Source organism: Streptomyces sp. NPDC059008, from assembly GCF_042749045.1.
In the GTDB taxonomy this organism is placed as follows: domain Bacteria; phylum Actinomycetota; class Actinomycetes; order Streptomycetales; family Streptomycetaceae; genus Streptomyces.
Genome location: NZ_JBHYJC010000001.1, coordinates 411,453 through 428,422 on the forward strand (window position 1 = coordinate 411,453; position 16,970 = coordinate 428,422).

Here is a 16,970-nt window from a genome sequence, read left to right on the forward strand (position 1 = left end):
GCGCAGTCATCCGTTCTCGGGGGCCTTGACCCTTCTGCGAGCCCCGGATCCGGACTCCGGACCCGCGGGGGTGCGGGTCCGGAGACGGGGCCGGGCGGGCCGCTGTTACAACCGTGGCTCGATGCGGGCGAGGGCGCGCAGGGCACGCGGGGCGAAGCGGGACAGCAGATGGGCGCCGCGTGCCTCGGGAGTGACCGGCACCACCGCCTGGTTGCGGACCACCGCACGCAGGATGGCGTCGGCGACCTTCTCCGGTGGGTAGTTGCGCAGCCCGTACATCCGCGCGGCCTTTGTCTGGCGGCGTTTCTCCTCCTCGGCCGAGACACCGGCGAAGCGGGCGCTGGCGGTGATGCCGGTGTTCACCAGTCCGGGGCAGATGGCCGAGACGCCGATGCCCTGGCCGGCCAGCTCGGCGCGCAGACACTCGCTGAGCATCAGGACCGCCGCCTTGGAGGTGCTGTACGCGGGCAGCATCTTCGACGGCTGGAAGGCCGCGGCCGAGGCGGTGTTGACGATATGGCCGCCCTGCCCGCGGTCCGCCATCCGCCTGCCGAAGATCCGGCAGCCGTGGATGACGCCCCACAGATTGACGTCCAGCACCTTCTTCCAGTCCTCGGTGCTGGTCTCAAGGAAGGAGCCGGACAGGCCCACGCCGGCGTTGTTCACCAGGATGTCGACGGTGCCGTACTCGGCGTCGACCTTGTCGGCGAGCTTCTCCATCGCCGCCTCGTCGGCGACGTCGACCACCTCCGCCCAGGCCTGCGGGGCCCCGATCAGCCGGGACATGTCGGCGGTCCGGGCCGCGCCCTCGGCGTCCCGGTCGACGGCGATGATCCGTGCGCCGGCCTCCGCGAAGGCGAACGCCGTCGCCCGGCCGATGCCGCTGGCCGCGCCGGTCACCAGCACCAGCTGCCCGCCGAACCGGTCGGCGTAGGTGCCCGACGCCGCGATCTGCTTTGCCGGATCACCCTCTTCCTTGGCGGTGACGAATTCGGTGATCCAGGAGACGAGCTGGTCGGGACGGGTGCGGGGCACCCAGTGCTTGGCCGGGAGGGTGCGCCGTACCAGCTGGGGCGCCCACTGCTCCAGGTCGTCGTAGAGCCGCTGGGAGAGGAACGCGTCTCCGGTAGGGGTGATGAGCTGGACCGGACAGTGCGCATAGGCGTCGGCGCGCGGGCGGCGGAGCCGGGCGCGGACGTTGTCGCGGTAGAGCCAGGCGCCGTGCGCCGCGTCGGTCGGCAGCGACGCGGTGGGGTAGTCGCCGCCCGGTACCTTCTCCACCCGCTGCAGGATCCGCGGCCAGCGTTTGCCGAGCGGGCCCTTCCAGGCCAGCTCGGGCAGCACGGGGGTGTGCAGCATGTAGACGTACCAGGACTTGGCGCCCTGGTTGAGGAGCTGGGCGGCCCGCCGTGGGGTGGGGCGCGCCATCCGCTGCTTGATCCAGTGACCGAAGTGGTCCAGGGAGGGTCCCGACATCGAGGTGAAGGAGGCGATCCGGCCCTCCGTACGCCGCACCGTGGCGAACTCCCAGGCCTGCACGGAACCCCAGTCGTGGCCCACCAGATGGACCGGCCGGTCGGGGCTGACGGCGTCGGCGACGGCCAGGAAGTCGTCCGTCAGCTTCTCCAGGGTGAAACCGCCGCGCAGCGGCTTCGGGGCGGTGGACCGGCCGCAGCCCCGGACGTCGTAGAGCACCACGTGGAAGCGGTCGGCCAGGCCGCGGGCGACCTCGGACCACACCTCCTTGCTGTCCGGGTAGCCGTGCACCAGCATCACCGTGGGCTGTGCCGGATCCCCCAGCTCGGCGACGCACAGCTCGACGCCGCCGGTACGCACCCGGCGTTCCGTCGCCCCGGCGAGCCCCGAGCCCTGCCCCGGCGCGCTTTCCCGACCGCGGACCTGTCCCTGGCCCCGGCCCTTGTTCCGTTCGCTTCCCGTGCTCATGCGGCCTTCTCCTCCTGCCAGCGCCGCACGTGCGGCAGATCGTCGTCCAGCCAAAAGGCGCTCTCCTGCGGGTCCTTGGAGTCCGTGACGACCAGGATCTCCTCGAACTTCGCGCCCGTGCCCCGGAACCCGAGGTGGGGTTCGACCGCCCACAGCCCCGGCTGCGGCGGGTGGTCGGAGAAGGTGTACGGGCTCCACAGCGGGGACCAGCCGTCGCGGTGGCCGTGCAGGGCGTCGGAGGCCAGCCCCTTGAGGGACTGGGTGCCGAACCCGAAGAGAGTGGGGGACCAGCGGCGCTGCCTGACCCGGTCGATCTTGTGCGCGATGACGCCGAAGGGGTAGGCGCGGTGGCGGTTGGCGTACCCCTGCCGCACCATCAGCCGGTCGACGTCCTCATAGATCTCCCGCAGCGGCCGCCGCTCGCGCACTTCGCGCAGGATCAGCTCCCGGTGGGCTTCGAGGTCGGCGAGCAGCCGGTCGTGCACGGGGTTGAGGCCGAGGCAGCCGGAGTAGCCGATGTCGGCCGTGAAGCCGTTGTGGACCGGAGCCATGTCGAGGATGAAGGCCATCCCCGGTTCCAGTTCGCGATTGGTGGGGAAGAACTGCAGCGGTATGCGGAAGTTGACGAAGGCGGTGCGGTCGCCGAACCAGGCGAACGGCAGATGGAACCAGTCCCGCACCCCGCGCTCGCGCAGCCATTCGCGCTGCATCCGCGCCGCCGCGCGCTCGGTGACCCCGGGCTTGAGCTGGGCGGCCACTGCTTCCGCACAGGCATAGGCGAGCCGCTGGACCTCTCTGAACCCCCTTAGCTCAGCGGTGAGTTCTCCGGCTGCTGCTGAGGTCGCTGAGGTGACTGAGGCCATCGCCAACCGTCCGTCCGTGAGCAGTTCATCGCGGTACGTGCCCGTAACTTGACACTGATGAATGTGACAATGACCGGCGGCTGCGTCAAGAGGTGCGCACGCACCGACCAGGGGACCGGCCCGCCGCGGACCGGCGCCCCGACCCGGTTCGGTCCCGGCTTGATCCCGGCCTGAGCCCGACCCCGGCTCTCCCCCGGCCTCGATCCACCCCCGACGCCGTCTCCGCCCCGCGGCGCTGCTGGCAGGCGGTCCCGCGCCCTTCGACCCTGATGCCGGACCGCTCGAAGCAGGAGATCCCCTACGGGCCGTAATACCGCAGGGGGAGGCGGATCCCAGCATCTGGGTTGACGACCGGTGTGGCGGACGCCACTACCGTCGATGACGTGACTGTGATCGTGACCGAAAGCCTGAGCAAGCGGTTCCCGCGGGTGACCGCCTTGGACCGGCTCTCCGTTGACATCGCCCCCGGCGTAACGGGCCTGGTGGGTGCCAACGGCGCCGGCAAGTCCACCCTGATCAAGATCCTTCTCGGACTGGCCCCGGCCACCGAGGGGACCGCGCATGTCCTCGGCCTGGATGTGACCAAGGACGGCAGCGCGATTCGTGAGCGGGTCGGCTACATGCCCGAGCACGACTGCCTGCCGCCGGATGTCTCGGCCACCGAATTCGTCGTGCACATGGCCCGGATGTCGGGCCTGCCGGCGACCGCCGCCCGCGAGCGCACCGCCGACACCCTGCGCCACGTCGGCCTCTACGAGGAGCGCTACCGCCCCATCGGCGGCTATTCGACCGGTATGAAGCAGCGGGTGAAGCTCGCCCAGGCGCTGGTCCACGACCCCCAGCTGGTCTTCCTCGACGAGCCCACCAACGGCCTCGACCCGGCCGGGCGGGACGAGATGCTCGGCCTGATCCGGCGCATCCACAGCGACTTCGGCATCTCCGTCCTGGTGACCTCCCACCTCCTCGGCGAGCTGGAGCGCACCTGCGACCACGTCGTCGTCATCGACGGCGGCAAGCTGCTGCGCTCCTCCTCCACCGATGAGTTCACGCAGGTCACGACCTCGCTGGTGGTCGAGGTGACGGACACCGACGCCCACCCGGACGGCACCGAGGCCCTGCGCGGCGCACTGGCCGGCGCCGGGGTCGCGGTGACCACCCGCAGCGCCGGTGCCGAGGGACTCGCCTCCCCCGGCCATCTGCTGTTCGTCGAGGCGGCCGGCGAGGAGACCTACGACCTGGTGCGGGACACCGTCGCCGGGCTCGGGCTGGGCCTGGTCCGGATGGAACAGCGCCGCCACCAGATCGCCGAGGTCTTCCGCGACGCGGACGCGGCGCACGCCGCCGCCGAAGCCGTCACCACAGGCGCCCCGAGCGCCCCGTACGCCCCCCAGGACGGAGGCGCCCACGATGTCGCCTGAGCCCACGACCTCGGTATCCGCCACGCCAGGCGGCGCCTATATCCACAACATCGGCTACCGCCACTACGACGGCCCGCGGCTGGGCCGTGCCTACGCCCGCCGGTCGCTGTTCTCGCAGAGCCTGCGCGGCGCCTACGGCCTGGGCCGTTCGGCCAAGAGCAAGGTGCTGCCGATGTTGCTCTTCGCCGTGATGTGCCTGCCCGCCACGATCATGGTCGCGGTGGCGGTGTTCACCAAGGCCGCCAGCCTCCCGGTCGGCTACACCCGCTACGCCATCTTCCTCCAGGCCGTCATCGGCCTCTATCTCGCCTCCCAGGCGCCGCAGTCCGTCTCACGCGATCTGCGCTTCAAGTCCATACCGCTGTACTTCTCCCGCCCGATCGAGCGGGGCGACTATGTGGCGTCGAAGTTCGCGGCCATGGCGAGCGCCCTGTTCATCCTCACCGCGACGCCGCTGCTGGTCCTCTACGCCGGGGCGCTGCTGGCGAAGATGGACTTCCTCGACCAGACCAAGGGGCTGGCGCAGGGGCTCGTCTCCGTACTCCTGCTCTCACTGCTGTTCGCCGGGATAGGCCTGGTCATCTCCGCGCTCACGCCGCGCCGCGGCTTCGGTGTCGCCGCCGTGATCGCCGTCCTCACCATTCCGTACGCCGCGGTGAGCGCGGTCCAGGGGATCGCCTTCGTTCAGGGCAACGAATCCGCCGTCGGCTGGCTGGGGCTGTTCTCCCCCATCACGCTCATCGACGGGGTGCAGTCGACCTTCCTCGGCGGCACCAGTTCCTTCCCCAACAGTCTCGCGCCGACGACCGGTGCCGGGTTCGTCTACCTCCTCGTCACGCTGATCGTCATCGCCGGCAGCTATGGCCTGCTGATGCGTCGCTATCGGAAGGCCGGCCTGTGACCGCCCGCCCGTCGCCCACCACCACCCCTCGAAGGAATGGGCCGCGCCCATGAGCACTGTCACCATCGACCACGTCTCCCGCTGGTTCGGCAATGTCGTCGCCGTCAACGACATCACCATGACCATCGGCCCCGGCGTCACCGGCCTGCTCGGACCCAACGGCGCCGGCAAGTCCACCCTCATCAACATGATGGGCGGATTCCTCGCCCCCTCCAACGGCTCCGTCACCCTCGACGGGACGACGATCTGGCGTAACGCCGGTATCTACCGCCACATCGGCATCGTCCCCGAGCGCGAGGCGATGTACGACTTCCTGACCGGACGCGAATTCGTCGTCGCCAACGCGGAGTTGCACGGCCTCGGCCGGGCGGAGGCGGCCAGGGCGCTGGCCACCGTCGAGATGGAGTACGCCCAGGACCGCAAGATCTCGACGTACAGCAAGGGCATGCGGCAGCGCGTCAAGATGGCCTCCGCGCTCGTCCACGACCCGTCCGTGCTGCTGCTCGACGAGCCCTTCAACGGCATGGACCCGCGCCAGCGGATGCAGCTGATGGAGCTGCTGCGGCGGATGGGTGATCAGGGCCGCACGGTTCTGTTCTCCTCGCACATCCTCGAAGAGGTCGAGCAACTCGCCTCGCACATCGAGGTGGTGGTGGCCGGCCGGCATGCCGCGTCCGGCGACTTCCGCAAGATCCGCCGGCTGATGACCGACCGGCCGCACCGCTACCTCGTCCGGTCCGACAACGACCGGGCGCTGGCCGGGGCGCTGATCGCCGACCCCTCGACGTCCGGCATCGAGGTCGACCTCACCGAGGGCGCGCTGCGCATCCAGGCGGTCGACTTCGGCCGCTTCACCGAACTCCTGCCGCGGGTCGCCCGGGACCACGGCATCCGACTGCTGACGGTCTCGCCCTCCGATGAATCGCTGGAATCCGTCTTCTCCTACCTCGTCGCGGCCTGAGGCCAGAAAGGAGCTCCGAGGCATGTCCACGACCACTCCGACGGCCCCGCCGGCGCCCGCCGGGCCCAAGGCAACGCTGTTCCACCCGACCGTCGCCCGGCTCACCTACCGCGCCCTGCTCGGCCGGCGGCGGGCCCTGATCCTCTTCGTGCTGCCCACCCTTCTGGTGGTCATCGCGGTGGCCGTCCGCACGCTGGCCGGCGCCGACGACTCCACCGCCGGCGGCATCCTGGGCGGCTTCGCGCTGGGCACGATGGTGCCGCTGATCGGCGTCATCGCCGGTACGGGCGCCATCGGGCCGGAGATCGACGACGGCTCGGTGGTCTATCTCCTGGCCAAGCCTGTGGCCCGGCCGACGATCATCTTCACCAAACTCCTGGTGGCCATAGGTGTCACGGTCGCCTTCTCCGCAGTCCCCGTGCTGCTCGCCGGCTTCCTCCTCAACGGCAACAGCCAGCAGATAGCGGTGGGGTACGCGGTAGCGGCGGCCATCGCCTCGGTCGCCTACAGCGCGCTCTTCCTGCTCTTCGGCACGATCACCCGGCACGCCGTGGTCTTCGGCCTGGTCTACGCCCTGGTCTGGGAGGCCCTCGTCGGCACCCTCGTCCCGGGCGCGAAGACCCTCAGCATCCAGCAGTGGGCGCTGGCGGTCGGCCAGCACACGGCCGCGGAGGGTGCGATCACCTCCGACGTCCAACTGCCCCTCGCGATATGCCTGTTGGTTGCCCTCACGGTTCTCGCGACCTGGTACGCGGGCCGCCGGCTGAAGGCACTGACCCTGGCGGGCGAGGAGTAGAGCCGCTCGATCTGGTGGGTCCCGGCCCGGTGGCTCCGATCTGCTGGGACCGGTCCGGCGGCTCTGATCCGGTGGCTCCGGGGAGGCCGGACACCGCTTAGGGCCGGACTGCCCGGTGAATCACGGCCGGACAGGCTCTGGGACCGTCCCCGGGTGCCCCGGGTGCCCCGGGTGCCCCGGGTGCCCCGGGTGCCCCAGTTGGCCCCGGACCGCCTCGGGCCCCACCGCCCTACCTGCGCTGTCCTGGCCGCGCCCGACCGACGCCGCCCTACGCGCCACCCCCGCTGCTCCCGCCGCTGGCACCGTTCTTCTGCTGGGCGTTGAACTCCCGCACGTTGCGCAGATGCTCCTGGTAGTCAGCGGTGAAGCGGGTGTCGCCCGGCTTGACGGTGACGAAGTACAGCCAGTCGCCCGCGGGTGGCGCACCGGCCGCCTTCAGCGCGTCCGCCCCGGGGTTGTCGATCGGGGTGGGCGGCAGGCCCTCGTGCTTGTAGGTGTTGTACGGGCTGTCGGTCCTGGTGTCGGCGTGGCTGGTGTTGAGCGTGCTGCGGCCCAGCGCGTAGTTGATCGTCGAATCCATCTGCAGTGGCATGTGCCGGGCGATCCGGTTGTCGATGACCCGGGCGACCTTGCCCATATCGGCCGGCCGATCGGCCTCGGCCTGCACGATGCTGGCGATCACGACCGTACGGTACGAGGTGATCTTGTTCGTGGCCAGGCGCTGATTGGCGGTCTTGACCATGTACGAGAGCAGCGACGCCGGCGTGGTGTCCGCGTGGATCGGATAGGTCGCCGGGAAGAGGTAGCCCTCCGGATTGCCCTGTGCCGCGTCGGGCAGCGGGAGCTTCGCGCTCTTGGCGGCCTTCGCGGTGGAGCCGCTGGGCAGACGCAGTGCCTTGTCGACGGCGGCGTAGACCTGGGTGGCCCGCTGCCCCTCCGGCACGGTCAGCTTCTCCTCTCCCCCCGGCCCGCGCAGCAATCGCGGCACGAGCAGGACGGCCAGGACGGCCAGGGCGGCCAGGACGGCGACAACGATGAGCCAGCCGGTGCGGGAGAGCCGCGGGCCTGGCCGGCGGGCGGTGTGCTGAACGTCGCTCATGGGGGGCACGGTAGGCCACGGCCGTACAGCGAGGCGGGGGCACCCCCGGATGCCCCTACTCCCTACGCCCCCACAGCCCTACGTCCCCACAGCCCTACGTCCCCACCTCCCTACGCCCGCACAGCCCTACGCCCCGCCCGCGTCCCCGATCCTGCGGTCGCGCCCCGCGCCCATGCCCAGCAGCGCCAGACCGGCGCAGACCCCGAGCAGCAGCACGAGGGGAACCGTCCAGCCACCGGTGGCCTGATGGACGGCACCAAGGGCCAGCGGGCCGGCGGCGGCGAGCAGGTAGCCGCCCGTCTGGGCCATGCCGGACAGCCGGGCGGCGGTGTGCGCATCGCCCGAGCGCAGCACCATCATCGTCAGCGCCAGCCCCAGCGCGCCGCCCTGGCCGATGCCCAGAAGGACGGCCCACAGCCACGCGCCCGCCACCGGCGCCAGCAGCAGACCGGCGACGCCACAGGCCATCAGCGCGGACACCGCCACGCCCAGCAGGCGCTGCCGCCGCATCCGTCCCGCGAGCATCGGCACCACGAACGAACCGACCATCTGCACCAGCGTGCTGAAGGCGAAGACCAGCCCCGCCTCGCCCTTGCCCATGCCGTGGTCGGTGAAGACGGTCGGCATCCAGGCGATGACCACGTACGCGATCAGCGACTGCGAGCCCATGAACAGCGTGACCTGCCAGGCCAGTGGCGAGCGGCTCAGCCGCGGCCCCGTCGTGGCCTGGTGGACGGACGTGGCTGCGGCGGCACAGTGCCGGGTGCCGCGGCGGGCCATGAGCGCCTGCGGGATCCAGGCCACCGCGGCGACGGCGGCCAGCAGCGACCAGGAGACCAGCGCCCCCTGCCAGCTGCCGAGCGCGTTCTCCAGGGGGACCGCGGAGGCGGCGGAGACCGTGGCGCCCAGGATCATGGCCGTCGAATACAGCGCCGTCATACCCGCGGCCCGATCGGGGAAGTCCCGCTTGATCAGCCCCGGCATCAGCACGTTCAGCAGGGCTATGGAGGAGCCGACCACCGCACACCCGGCGAACAGCGCCACCACCGGCGGCGCGATCCGCAGCACGATGCCGCCGCACAGTGCCATCAGCGCCGCGCACAGCGCCGCTTCGGTGCCCCATCGTCGTGCCAGCCTCGGCGCGACGATCGAGCCCAGGCCCATGAAGATCAGCGGGATCGTGGTCACCAGACTGCTGGCGGTCGCGGCCAGGTGGAAGTGCGCGCCGATCTCGCCGAGCAGCGGCGAGACCCCGGCGAGCGCCGCCCGCATGTTGAGCGCGGCGAGCACGATCCCGCCCAGCACGAGCGCCGGGTGGACGGCCCGCAACCGCCGGCGGGCGGCGGCGACGGGCGGTGTCGCGACCAGGTCCTCCTCGGCGTCGATCAATGGTGCTGGGGGCCTGGACCCTGACATGCGTGCGTTACCTCGTCATGAGTGTGTTCCGCGAAGGAAACCCGGAAGGAAGGGGAGAGGAAAGGAAGGGGAGAGGAAGGGAGAAGGAGTCGGATGAGTGCAGGGGGAGAGAGGCAAGGGAGGGGGACGGGGAGGAGTAGGGAACTGGCGCGGGAGAGAGAAGAGCGGAGAGAGAGAAGAGCGGAGAGAGGAGACCGGAGCAGGAGGTAGACCGGCTCCTCAGTGGCCGTCGCCCAGCAGGGCCTCCACGGCCCGCTTCGGTCTCTCCAGCAGTTCGCGGGTGGCGCGCTCCGCGGCCTCCGGGTCACCTGCCGCGATCGCCTCCATGACGGCGCGGTGGTCACCATGCACGATCTTCGGCATCGCCTGGTCGTCGAGCGCGTTGACCAGCGCCTCCCGTACCGAGCTGCTGAACCAGCCGTAGGTCGCCGTCAGCGCGGTGTTGTGCGCGGCCTCGACGACGGCCTTGTGGAAGGCGATGTCGTGGTCGGCGTAGAGCTCCAGGTTGCCGGAGTCGGGCCGTCCGTCCGCGTCGGACAGGTCCGCCTGGGCGTCCAGGGCCGCCCGCATCCGCTCCAGGTCGTCCGGCCGGTGCCGCAGCGCGGCGAGCCGGGCGGCCTCCGCCTCCAGGGCGATCCGCAGTTCCAGTACGTCGCGGATGCCGGCGCGTTGGACGCCGCGCATGATGTCGCCCGGATCCGCGGTGGAGACGACGAAGGTGCCTTCGCCCTGCCGTGAGCGCAGCATTCCGGCGTGTACGAGCACCCGCACCGCCTCGCGGACGGTGTTGCGGCCAACCTGGAGCTGCTCGGCGAGCGCAAGCTCGGTGGGGATGCGGTCCCCGATCTGCCACTCCCCGGCGGTCAGTTGGGCCCGCAGGGCCTCGACGACGGTGTCCACGAGGGATTGCCGTCCTGCCGCCTGCAGTGCCATGCCCGTTCCGTCCGCCCGTCTGCCTGTAGGTGCCTGCTGTCCGCCCGGTGCGGTTGCCCAGTCATCCTACAACTGATGTATGCATGCTACATGGAAGCCGTCGGGGTGCGGGCATCAGTGACGGGCTCCTCGGGGGCGGCCGTACTGCGATCGCCGCCCCCGAGGAGCCCAACTGCTGCCCCCTACAACGGCATTACCGCTCCAGCGGGGCTCCCCCCAACGGCATTACCGCTCCAGCAGGGCTACCGCTCCAACGGGACCACCGCTCCAAAGGGGCCCCGCTGCAACAGAATTACCGCTATCGGGATTACCGCTCCCCGGCCGCCCTACAGACCGACGTCCCGCCCCTGGATGTCCGCCAGGGACTCCCGCCGTACGAGAAGGCGGGCGTGGCCGTCGGTGACCGCGATGACCGGTGGGCGGCCGACGAGGTTGTATCCGGAGGCCATGGAGAGGTGGTAGGCGCCGGCGACGGGTACCGCCAGCAGATCGCCGGGCCGGATGTCGCCCGGCAGCCGCACGTCGGTGGCGAGCACGTCGCCGGCCTCGCAGTGCCGGCCGACGACGGTGACGGGCTCCGACGCGGCGAGCGAGCCGCGCCCGACCAGCCGGGGCGCATAGCGCACCCCGTACAGCGCGGGCCGCGGGTTGTCGCTCATCCCGCCGTCCACCGCCACGAACGTGTGCGCGCCGGTCCGTTTGACGGACAGCACCCGGTAGAGGACCACACCGGCCGGGCCCACGATGGCACGGCCGGGTTCGACGGCGAGCCGGGGCACCGGCAGACCGGCCGCCGCGCAGCTGCTCGCCAGCTCCGCGCGCACCTTGGCGCCGAGCGCGGCGGTGTCGAGCACGGGCTCCCCTGGGCGGTAGGCGATGCCGTGGCCGCCACCGAGGTCCAGCTCGGGGAGGGCGACGCCGTGCTGCTCACGGACCCGGGCCAGCAGGCCGACCAGCCGTCGTACGGCCGACAGATACGGCTTGGCGGTGGTGATCTGCGAACCCAGGTGGCAGTGCAGACCGACCAGTTGGAGGCGCGGCTGGGCGAGCACCCGGGTGACGGCGTGCTGTGCGGAGCCGTCGGCGATCGACAGCCCGAACTTCTGGTCGTCGGTCCCGGTACGGATCTTGGCGTGGCCGCCCGCGGCGATCCCGGGCACGACCCTGATCAGCACCTTCTGCCGGGAGCCCGCCGGGACCGCGGCCGCCAGCCGGGCGATCTCCGACGTGGAGTCGATGACGATCCGTCCGACGCCGAGCCGCAGCGCGGTCTGCAGGTCGGCCGGGCTCTTGGCGTTGCCGTGCAGCACGATCCGCTCGGGCGGGAAGCCGGTGGTGACGGCCAGTTCCAACTCACCGGCGGAGCAGACGTCCAGACCGAGGCCCTCCTCCTGCACCCAGTGGACCAGGGCGCGGCACAGGAACGCCTTGGCCGCGTAGTAGACGTCGGTGTCGGGGAAGTCCCGTAGGTAGGCGCGGCAGCGATGGCGCACCTCGTCCTCGTCCAGGACATAGGCGGGGGTGCCGAAGCGGTCGGCCAGCTCGGTGAGCGGGACGCCGCCCACGGCGATGTCGTCGTGGCAGAGCGGCGCCGCGGAGCCGGGCCATATGGCGAGCGGGCCGCGGTCGGCGGGGGTTCGGGCGGCGGCCGGCGGCTCGCCCTCGGGGGACGTGAGCAGGGCGTCCGGTCCGGCGGCCGGTGACGCCGTAGTGGGCGCCATCGCGGTGGCCGGCGACGGAACGACGGGTTCTTGGGCGGTCCGGGGCAGTGTGCTGTGGCTCATGGTGTCGCGCCTCCCTCAGACAGCCCGTAGGTGATGGTGCGTACGGGCCGTACGGAGCACCTCGGGGGTGCGCGCCGTACGGGGGACCTCAGGGGTGCGCGAGGGGCGCGAGACCTCGGGGGTGCGTGCCGTACGGGACACCTCGGGGGAGAGCCGCGGGTCGACGGTCACCACGGTCGCGCCGACGGGCTCGGCCAGCGCACGCAGCGCGGGCTCGGACAGCCTGACCCAGGGCTGGCCGCCGCCCAGAGCCGCGGCGAGCCGCTGGGCGGAGGTGAAGCCGACGGCCGTCCGGCCGCCGAGCGGGGTGCGGAACAGGCGGGCCGTGCAGCCCGCGGGGCCCGACCGGACGGGGACGAAGAGAGGCCCGGCCGGGACACGATCAGAAGGCTCAGGATCTTCCGCGTACAGATGGTGGGACACGGCGTTGCTCCTCGAACAGGACATCGGCGGCCCCGGACCAGTGGATGACGCATGTGCCGGGGCTCGGCTCTGACGACGCTATGCCCGGGGAAGGAGCCCCTCCGCCAGTCGCTGACGCGTCATTGACGGGTTGTGGACACTGTTTGACGCGATGCTGCCGGGTGGTGGCCGATTGTGGGGCGGCGGTGACGCTGCGCGGCAGCCGGGGCGCGGCCGGATCCCGGCCGGGAACGCCCGGGGCGCGGCCCCGACATCCCCTACGGACCCGATGCCCCGGCTTCGGAAAGCGCCCCAGGGCCCCGATGCTCCGGCCCGGCCCCGGACGTCGCCGACCGCGCAGCCCCTCGCGCACCGGATCCGGACCGCTGCTCACGGTCATCTCCGAGACACGCGGTGACCGTCTCCGCGAACTCCACCGCCGCCGGGCTCAGCGCCGCCCAGGTGCGCACCGCCCAGCCGGTGGCCAGTGAGGGCAGCGCGGGTATCGGGACCAGGCGCAGGGGCGAGTCGGCGGTGGTCGCGAGACCCGGCGGACGCGGGACGACCGCATGGCCGACGCCGAGTTCGGCCAGCAGCAGGGCGGTGTCCCAGTCGGCGACGCTGGTGGTGCTCGGGGACGGCAGCTGCCCTGCGTCCCGGTGGCTGAGGTGGCCGTCGAGCCGCATACGGGAGGTGGAGTCCTCCGGCAGCCGGATGGGCCGGATGCCGGCCAGCTCCTCCGGCTCGATCCGCTCCCGGGTCGCGAGCGGGTCGTCGGCGCGTACGGCGAGCACCCAGGGCAGGCCGATGACCGGATGCTGCTCGATGCCGCGCACGGGTGGGCCGATGGTGATCCAGGCCAGTTCGGAGCCGCCGTCCGCGACCGCCTCGAAGCAGCGGCGGCTGGAACTCTCGGTCTGGAACTCCAGGTTGACGTGCGGATGGCGGGCGCGGAAGGCGACCACCGCGTCGGCCATGAAGTGCCGTACGGTCGTGGCACCGGTGGTGACCCGGACCGTGCCGCCGTCGCCCGCGCGCAGATCGCCCAGTTGCCGCAGGGCCGCGTCCAGCCCGCTGAGGCCGTCCGCCGCCGCGCGGTTGAGGATCCGGCCGGCCTGGGTCGGTGCGACACCGCGCGGCCGGCGCTCCAACAGGCTGATGCCCGCCTCGCGTTCGAGGCGTTTGATGCGCTGGCTGACGGCGGATTGCGTGCAGCCGAGACGTCGGGCGACGGCGCTGAGGCTGCCCGTCTCGCACACGGCGACGAAGGCGCGCAGGTCGTCGAGGGTCACCTGGGTACGGTAGCTCCCTTCCAGTGGCCCTATCCAAGCTGGGGCTAAGGGTTTTGGAAGGAAACCAGAGGATTGACTGGGGTGTGGCGCCGCAGCGAAGATCGTCCCAGGGCCCAGGGCGGCAACCCGGAACCGCGTACGGCCGTACGGTTTCGGGTGCCGACCCGCACGTCCCGCCCTCCCGCCGGGCAGACACCGCCTACCCTCAAAGGGTGAAAACCGACGGAAAGGCCGTCAGACGTACCGACGGCTTCGGCAGCATGCACAGCCTCGGCGGTACCCACGGCTCCGGTGTATCCGATCGCCGGCGAGGGGACCGCTGATGGAGCCGCTGCGCGGCGGCCGGTCGTGGTGGTCCGGGCGCGGCCTCGCCGACCGGGTGAAGGACTGGGTGCGGACGAGTCCGGGCACCCATATCTGGCTGCTGATCATCGGCGTCACCAGCCTCGTGATCGCCTCCGCCTCCGAGGGGCTGGGGCAGTTCCTCGTCCACCGCACCAGCAGCAACATCCACGAGCTGAACGAGCATCCGCTGCCCTCGCTGCTGATCAGCGGCTTCTGGATCGAACGGCCGGGGTCGTTCCTGCTCTACGCGGTGATGTTCGAGCTGGTGCACGCCAACGTCGAGCGCTGGGTGGGGACCTGGCGCTGGCTGCTGATCGTCGGCGGCGCGCATGTCGCCGCCACCCTCGCCAGCCAGGAACTCGTCCTGCTGGCCATCGAGGGCCATCAGCTGCCGCGCTCGATGACCCATGTCGTCGACATCGGGGTCTCCTACGGGCTGGCCGCGGCCGCCGGTGTACTGACCTACCGGCTGCCCCCGCCCTGGCGCTACGTGTACCTCGTCGCGGTGCTGGTCTTCTTCGGCGTTCCGCTGACGACCGGCGCGACGTTCACCGACTTCGGCCATGCCATCGCGCTGGTCATGGGTTTCGCGGCCTGGCCGCTGACCCCGGCGGCGGCGGTCGTCGAGGAGGCGGAACCGGAGCCGGGTCAGAGCCCGTAGACCCGCTCCAGCACGACCGCGATCCCGTCGTCCTCGGGCGAGGCCGTCACCTCGTCCGCGACGGCCTTCAGCTCGTCATGGGCGTTGGCCATCGCCACGCCGTGCGCGGCCCAGGCGAACATCGGGATGTCGTTGGGCATATCGCCGAAGGCCACGGTCTCCTTGGCGGTGATGCCCAGGCGGCGGGCGGCCAGCGAGAGGCCGGTGGCCTTGGTCAGGCCGAGCGGCAGCAGTTCGACGACGCCCGGACCGGCCATCGTCACGCCCACCAGATCACCGGCGACCTGGCGTGCGGCCTGTGCCAGCGCGTCGTCGTCCAGCGTCGGGTGCTGGAGGTAGACCTTGTTCAGCGGCGCGGCCCACAGCTCGCCGGGGTCGTCCATCGGGACGTTCGACAGCGGGCCGGCCTGTACGCGGTAGCCGGGGCCGATCAGCACCTGACCGTCCAGGCCGTCCCGGCTCGCGGCCAGGAACAGCGGGCCGACCTCGGCCTCGATCTTGGACAGCGCCAGACCGGCCAGCTGCCGGTCGAGCGTCACCGAGGTCAGCAGCCGCTGCTCACCGGCGTGGTAGACCTGCCCGCCCTGGCCGCACACCGCGAGGCCGTGGTAGTCCAGGGCTTCGAGGATGTGCCGGGTCCAGGGCACCGAACGGCCGGTGACGACGATGTGCGCCGCGCCTGCCGCGGTGGCCGCGGCGAGCGCCCGGCGCGTGCGCTCGGAGACGGTCTCGTCGGGGCGCAGCAGCGTCCCGTCGAGATCCGTCGCGATGAGCTTGTACGGCAGCGGTGCGGCTGCCGTCGGAGCCGATGCGCTCACTTGGCGACGGGCTCCAGGATCTCCCGGCCGCCCAGGTAGGGGCGGAGCACCTCGGGGACGCGCACGGAGCCGTCCGCCTGCTGGTGGTTCTCGAAGATCGCCACGATCGTGCGGGGTACGGCGCAGAGCGTGCCGTTGAGGGTCGCGAGCGGCTGGACCTTCTGCTTGCCGTCGACGGTCTCGCGCATCCGGACCGAGAGCCGGCGGGCCTGGAACTCGTCGCAGTTGGAGGCCGAGGTCAGCTCGCGGTACTTGCCCTGGGTCGGGATCCACGCCTCGCAGTCGAACTTGCGGGAGGCCGAGGCGCCGAGGTCACCGGTGGCGACGTCGATGACCTGGAACGGCAGCTCCAGGGAGGTCAGCCACTGCTTCTCCCAGTCCAGCAGCCGCTGGTGCTCGGCCTGCGCGTCCTGCGGCGCGACGTAGGAGAACATCTCCACCTTGTCGAACTGGTGGACCCGGAAGATGCCGCGGGTGTCCTTGCCGTACGTGCCGGCCTCGCGGCGGAAGCACGGGGAGAAACCGGCGTAGCGCAGCGGGAGCTTGGCCGCGTCGACGATCTCGTCCATGTGGTACGCGGCGAGCGGGACCTCGGAGGTGCCGACCAGGTAGTAGTCGTCCTTTTCGAGGTGGTAGACGTTCTCGGCGGCCTGGCCGAGGAAGCCCGTGCCCTCCATGGCGCGCGGGCGGACCAGGGCGGGGGTCAGCATCGGCGTGAAGCCGGCCGCGGTGGCCTGGGCGATGGCGGCGTTGACGAGGGCGAGCTCCAGCAGCGCGCCGACGCCCGTCAGGTAGTAGAAGCGGGAGCCGGAGACCTTGGCGCCGCGCTCGACGTCGATCGCGCCGAGCAGCTCGCCGATCTCCAGGTGGTCCTTGGGGGCGAAGCCCTCGGCGTCGAAGTCGCGGATCGTGCCGTGCGTCTCCAGGACCGTGAAGTCCTCCTCGCCGCCGACCGGTACGTCGGGGTGGACGAGGTTGCCGAGCTTCAGCAGCAGCTGCTGGGTCTCTTCCTTGGCCTCGTCCTGGGCGGCGTCGGCGGCCTTGACGGCGGCGGCCAGCTCGCCGGCCTTCTTCAGCAGCTCGGCCTTCTCGTCGCCACTGGCCTTGGGGATGAGCTTGCCGAGCGCCTTCTGCTCGGCACGCAGCTCGTCGAAGCGGACGCTGGAGGACCTGCGCCGCTCGTCGGCGGAGAGAAGCGCGTCGACGAGCTCGACGTCCTCTCCACGGGCGCGCTGGGACGCGCGCACACGGTCGGGGTCCTCACGGAGCAGGCGAAGGTCAATCACACCCCCAGGCTACCGGGGCCGCGCACGGCTCCTCGACGCGATATTCCCCGG

At 71.6% G+C, this 16,970-nt stretch carries 15 protein-coding genes; 5 read left to right on the top strand and 10 right to left on the bottom strand.

The annotated features are described in order from the left end of the window. Window positions 1-105: 105 nt before the first annotated feature. Both ACFWZH_RS01895 and ACFWZH_RS01900 read right to left on the bottom strand, forming a co-directional pair. Window positions 106-1,944, bottom strand: a complete 1,839-nt coding sequence (locus ACFWZH_RS01895; protein WP_384424304.1) for an SDR family oxidoreductase — start codon at window positions 1,942-1,944, stop codon at window positions 106-108. Next, window positions 1,941-2,807, bottom strand: a complete 867-nt coding sequence (locus tag ACFWZH_RS01900; protein WP_384424305.1) for a M24 family metallopeptidase — start codon at window positions 2,805-2,807, stop codon at window positions 1,941-1,943. The genes ACFWZH_RS01895 and ACFWZH_RS01900 overlap by 4 nt, the downstream gene beginning before the upstream one ends. A gap of 356 nt (window positions 2,808-3,163) precedes the next feature. Here ACFWZH_RS01900 and ACFWZH_RS01905 point away from each other — a divergent pair, with 356 nt between their 5' ends. The 4 genes from ACFWZH_RS01905 to ACFWZH_RS01920 all read left to right on the top strand — a co-directional run bounded on the left by ACFWZH_RS01905 (window position 3,164) and on the right by ACFWZH_RS01920 (window position 6,883). Next, window positions 3,164-4,225, top strand: a complete 1,062-nt coding sequence (locus ACFWZH_RS01905; protein ID WP_384424306.1) for an ABC transporter ATP-binding protein — start codon at window positions 3,164-3,166, stop codon at window positions 4,223-4,225. Continuing rightward, window positions 4,215-5,126 (top strand): ABC transporter permease, encoded by a 912-nt coding sequence (locus ACFWZH_RS01910; protein ID WP_384424307.1) that lies wholly within the window; start codon window positions 4,215-4,217, stop codon window positions 5,124-5,126. The genes ACFWZH_RS01905 and ACFWZH_RS01910 overlap by 11 nt, the downstream gene beginning before the upstream one ends. A gap of 49 nt (window positions 5,127-5,175) precedes the next feature. Continuing rightward, window positions 5,176-6,087, top strand: coding sequence for an ABC transporter ATP-binding protein (locus ACFWZH_RS01915; RefSeq protein WP_384424308.1), 912 nt, complete (start codon window positions 5,176-5,178; stop codon window positions 6,085-6,087). 76 nt (window positions 6,088-6,163) lie between these two features. Further along, a complete protein-coding gene (locus ACFWZH_RS01920; RefSeq protein WP_384424629.1) occupies window positions 6,164-6,883 on the top strand; it encodes an ABC transporter permease subunit in 720 nt (239 codons plus the stop codon). 268 nt (window positions 6,884-7,151) lie between these two features. On the opposite strand, the gene mltG is transcribed toward ACFWZH_RS01920, so the two are convergent. From mltG to ACFWZH_RS01950, 6 genes are all read right to left on the bottom strand, one after another. Continuing rightward, entirely contained in the window at window positions 7,152-7,982 is an 831-nt protein-coding gene (mltG, locus tag ACFWZH_RS01925; RefSeq protein WP_384424309.1) for an endolytic transglycosylase MltG, read from the bottom strand. Window positions 7,983-8,108: 126 nt separating this feature from the next. Further along, a complete protein-coding gene (locus ACFWZH_RS01930; protein ID WP_384424310.1) occupies window positions 8,109-9,398 on the bottom strand; it encodes a CynX/NimT family MFS transporter in 1,290 nt (429 codons plus the stop codon). Window positions 9,399-9,617: 219 nt separating this feature from the next. Next, complete coding sequence (locus ACFWZH_RS01935) at window positions 9,618-10,331, bottom strand: FadR/GntR family transcriptional regulator (RefSeq protein WP_384424311.1); 714 nt, start codon at window positions 10,329-10,331, stop codon at window positions 9,618-9,620. Window positions 10,332-10,657: 326 nt separating this feature from the next. Continuing rightward, complete coding sequence (lysA, locus tag ACFWZH_RS01940) at window positions 10,658-12,115, bottom strand: diaminopimelate decarboxylase (RefSeq protein ID WP_384424312.1); 1,458 nt, start codon at window positions 12,113-12,115, stop codon at window positions 10,658-10,660. A gap of 15 nt (window positions 12,116-12,130) precedes the next feature. Beyond that, window positions 12,131-12,538 (bottom strand): SAV_915 family protein, encoded by a 408-nt coding sequence (locus tag ACFWZH_RS01945; RefSeq protein WP_384424313.1) that lies wholly within the window; start codon window positions 12,536-12,538, stop codon window positions 12,131-12,133. 257 nt (window positions 12,539-12,795) lie between these two features. Beyond that, window positions 12,796-13,809: a LysR family transcriptional regulator gene (locus tag ACFWZH_RS01950; RefSeq protein WP_384424314.1), complete on the bottom strand. Its 1,014-nt coding sequence runs from the start codon at window positions 13,807-13,809 to the stop codon at window positions 12,796-12,798. A gap of 322 nt (window positions 13,810-14,131) precedes the next feature. Between ACFWZH_RS01950 and ACFWZH_RS01955 the strand changes: the two genes are divergently transcribed. Further along, window positions 14,132-14,815, top strand: a complete 684-nt coding sequence (locus tag ACFWZH_RS01955) for a rhomboid-like protein (RefSeq protein WP_384424315.1) — start codon at window positions 14,132-14,134, stop codon at window positions 14,813-14,815. Here ACFWZH_RS01955 and ACFWZH_RS01960 read toward each other — a convergent pair. Both ACFWZH_RS01960 and serS read right to left on the bottom strand, forming a co-directional pair. After that, window positions 14,803-15,633, bottom strand: coding sequence for an HAD family hydrolase (locus ACFWZH_RS01960; protein WP_384424316.1), 831 nt, complete (start codon window positions 15,631-15,633; stop codon window positions 14,803-14,805). The two genes, ACFWZH_RS01955 and ACFWZH_RS01960, sit on opposite strands and share 13 nt — an antisense overlap. Next, window positions 15,630-16,919, bottom strand: a complete 1,290-nt coding sequence (gene serS / locus ACFWZH_RS01965) for a serine--tRNA ligase (RefSeq protein ID WP_384424317.1) — start codon at window positions 16,917-16,919, stop codon at window positions 15,630-15,632. The genes ACFWZH_RS01960 and serS overlap by 4 nt, the downstream gene beginning before the upstream one ends. Between the last annotated feature and the right edge of the window lie 51 nt (window positions 16,920-16,970).

Coding starts and splice junctions, on each gene's coding strand:
- ACFWZH_RS01895 (WP_384424304.1), bottom strand. CDS start 1,944: ATGAGCACGGGAAGCGAACGGAACAAGGGCCGGGGCCAGGGACAGGTC.
- ACFWZH_RS01900 (WP_384424305.1), bottom strand. CDS start 2,807: ATGGCCTCAGTCACCTCAGCGACCTCAGCAGCAGCCGGAGAACTCACC.
- ACFWZH_RS01910 (WP_384424307.1), top strand. CDS start 4,215: ATGTCGCCTGAGCCCACGACCTCGGTATCCGCCACGCCAGGCGGCGCC.
- ACFWZH_RS01915 (WP_384424308.1), top strand. CDS start 5,176: ATGAGCACTGTCACCATCGACCACGTCTCCCGCTGGTTCGGCAATGTC.
- mltG (WP_384424309.1), bottom strand. CDS start 7,982: ATGAGCGACGTTCAGCACACCGCCCGCCGGCCAGGCCCGCGGCTCTCC.
- ACFWZH_RS01930 (WP_384424310.1), bottom strand. CDS start 9,398: ATGTCAGGGTCCAGGCCCCCAGCACCATTGATCGACGCCGAGGAGGAC.
- ACFWZH_RS01935 (WP_384424311.1), bottom strand. CDS start 10,331: ATGGCACTGCAGGCGGCAGGACGGCAATCCCTCGTGGACACCGTCGTC.
- lysA (WP_384424312.1), bottom strand. CDS start 12,115: ATGAGCCACAGCACACTGCCCCGGACCGCCCAAGAACCCGTCGTTCCG.
- ACFWZH_RS01955 (WP_384424315.1), top strand. CDS start 14,132: ATGGAGCCGCTGCGCGGCGGCCGGTCGTGGTGGTCCGGGCGCGGCCTC.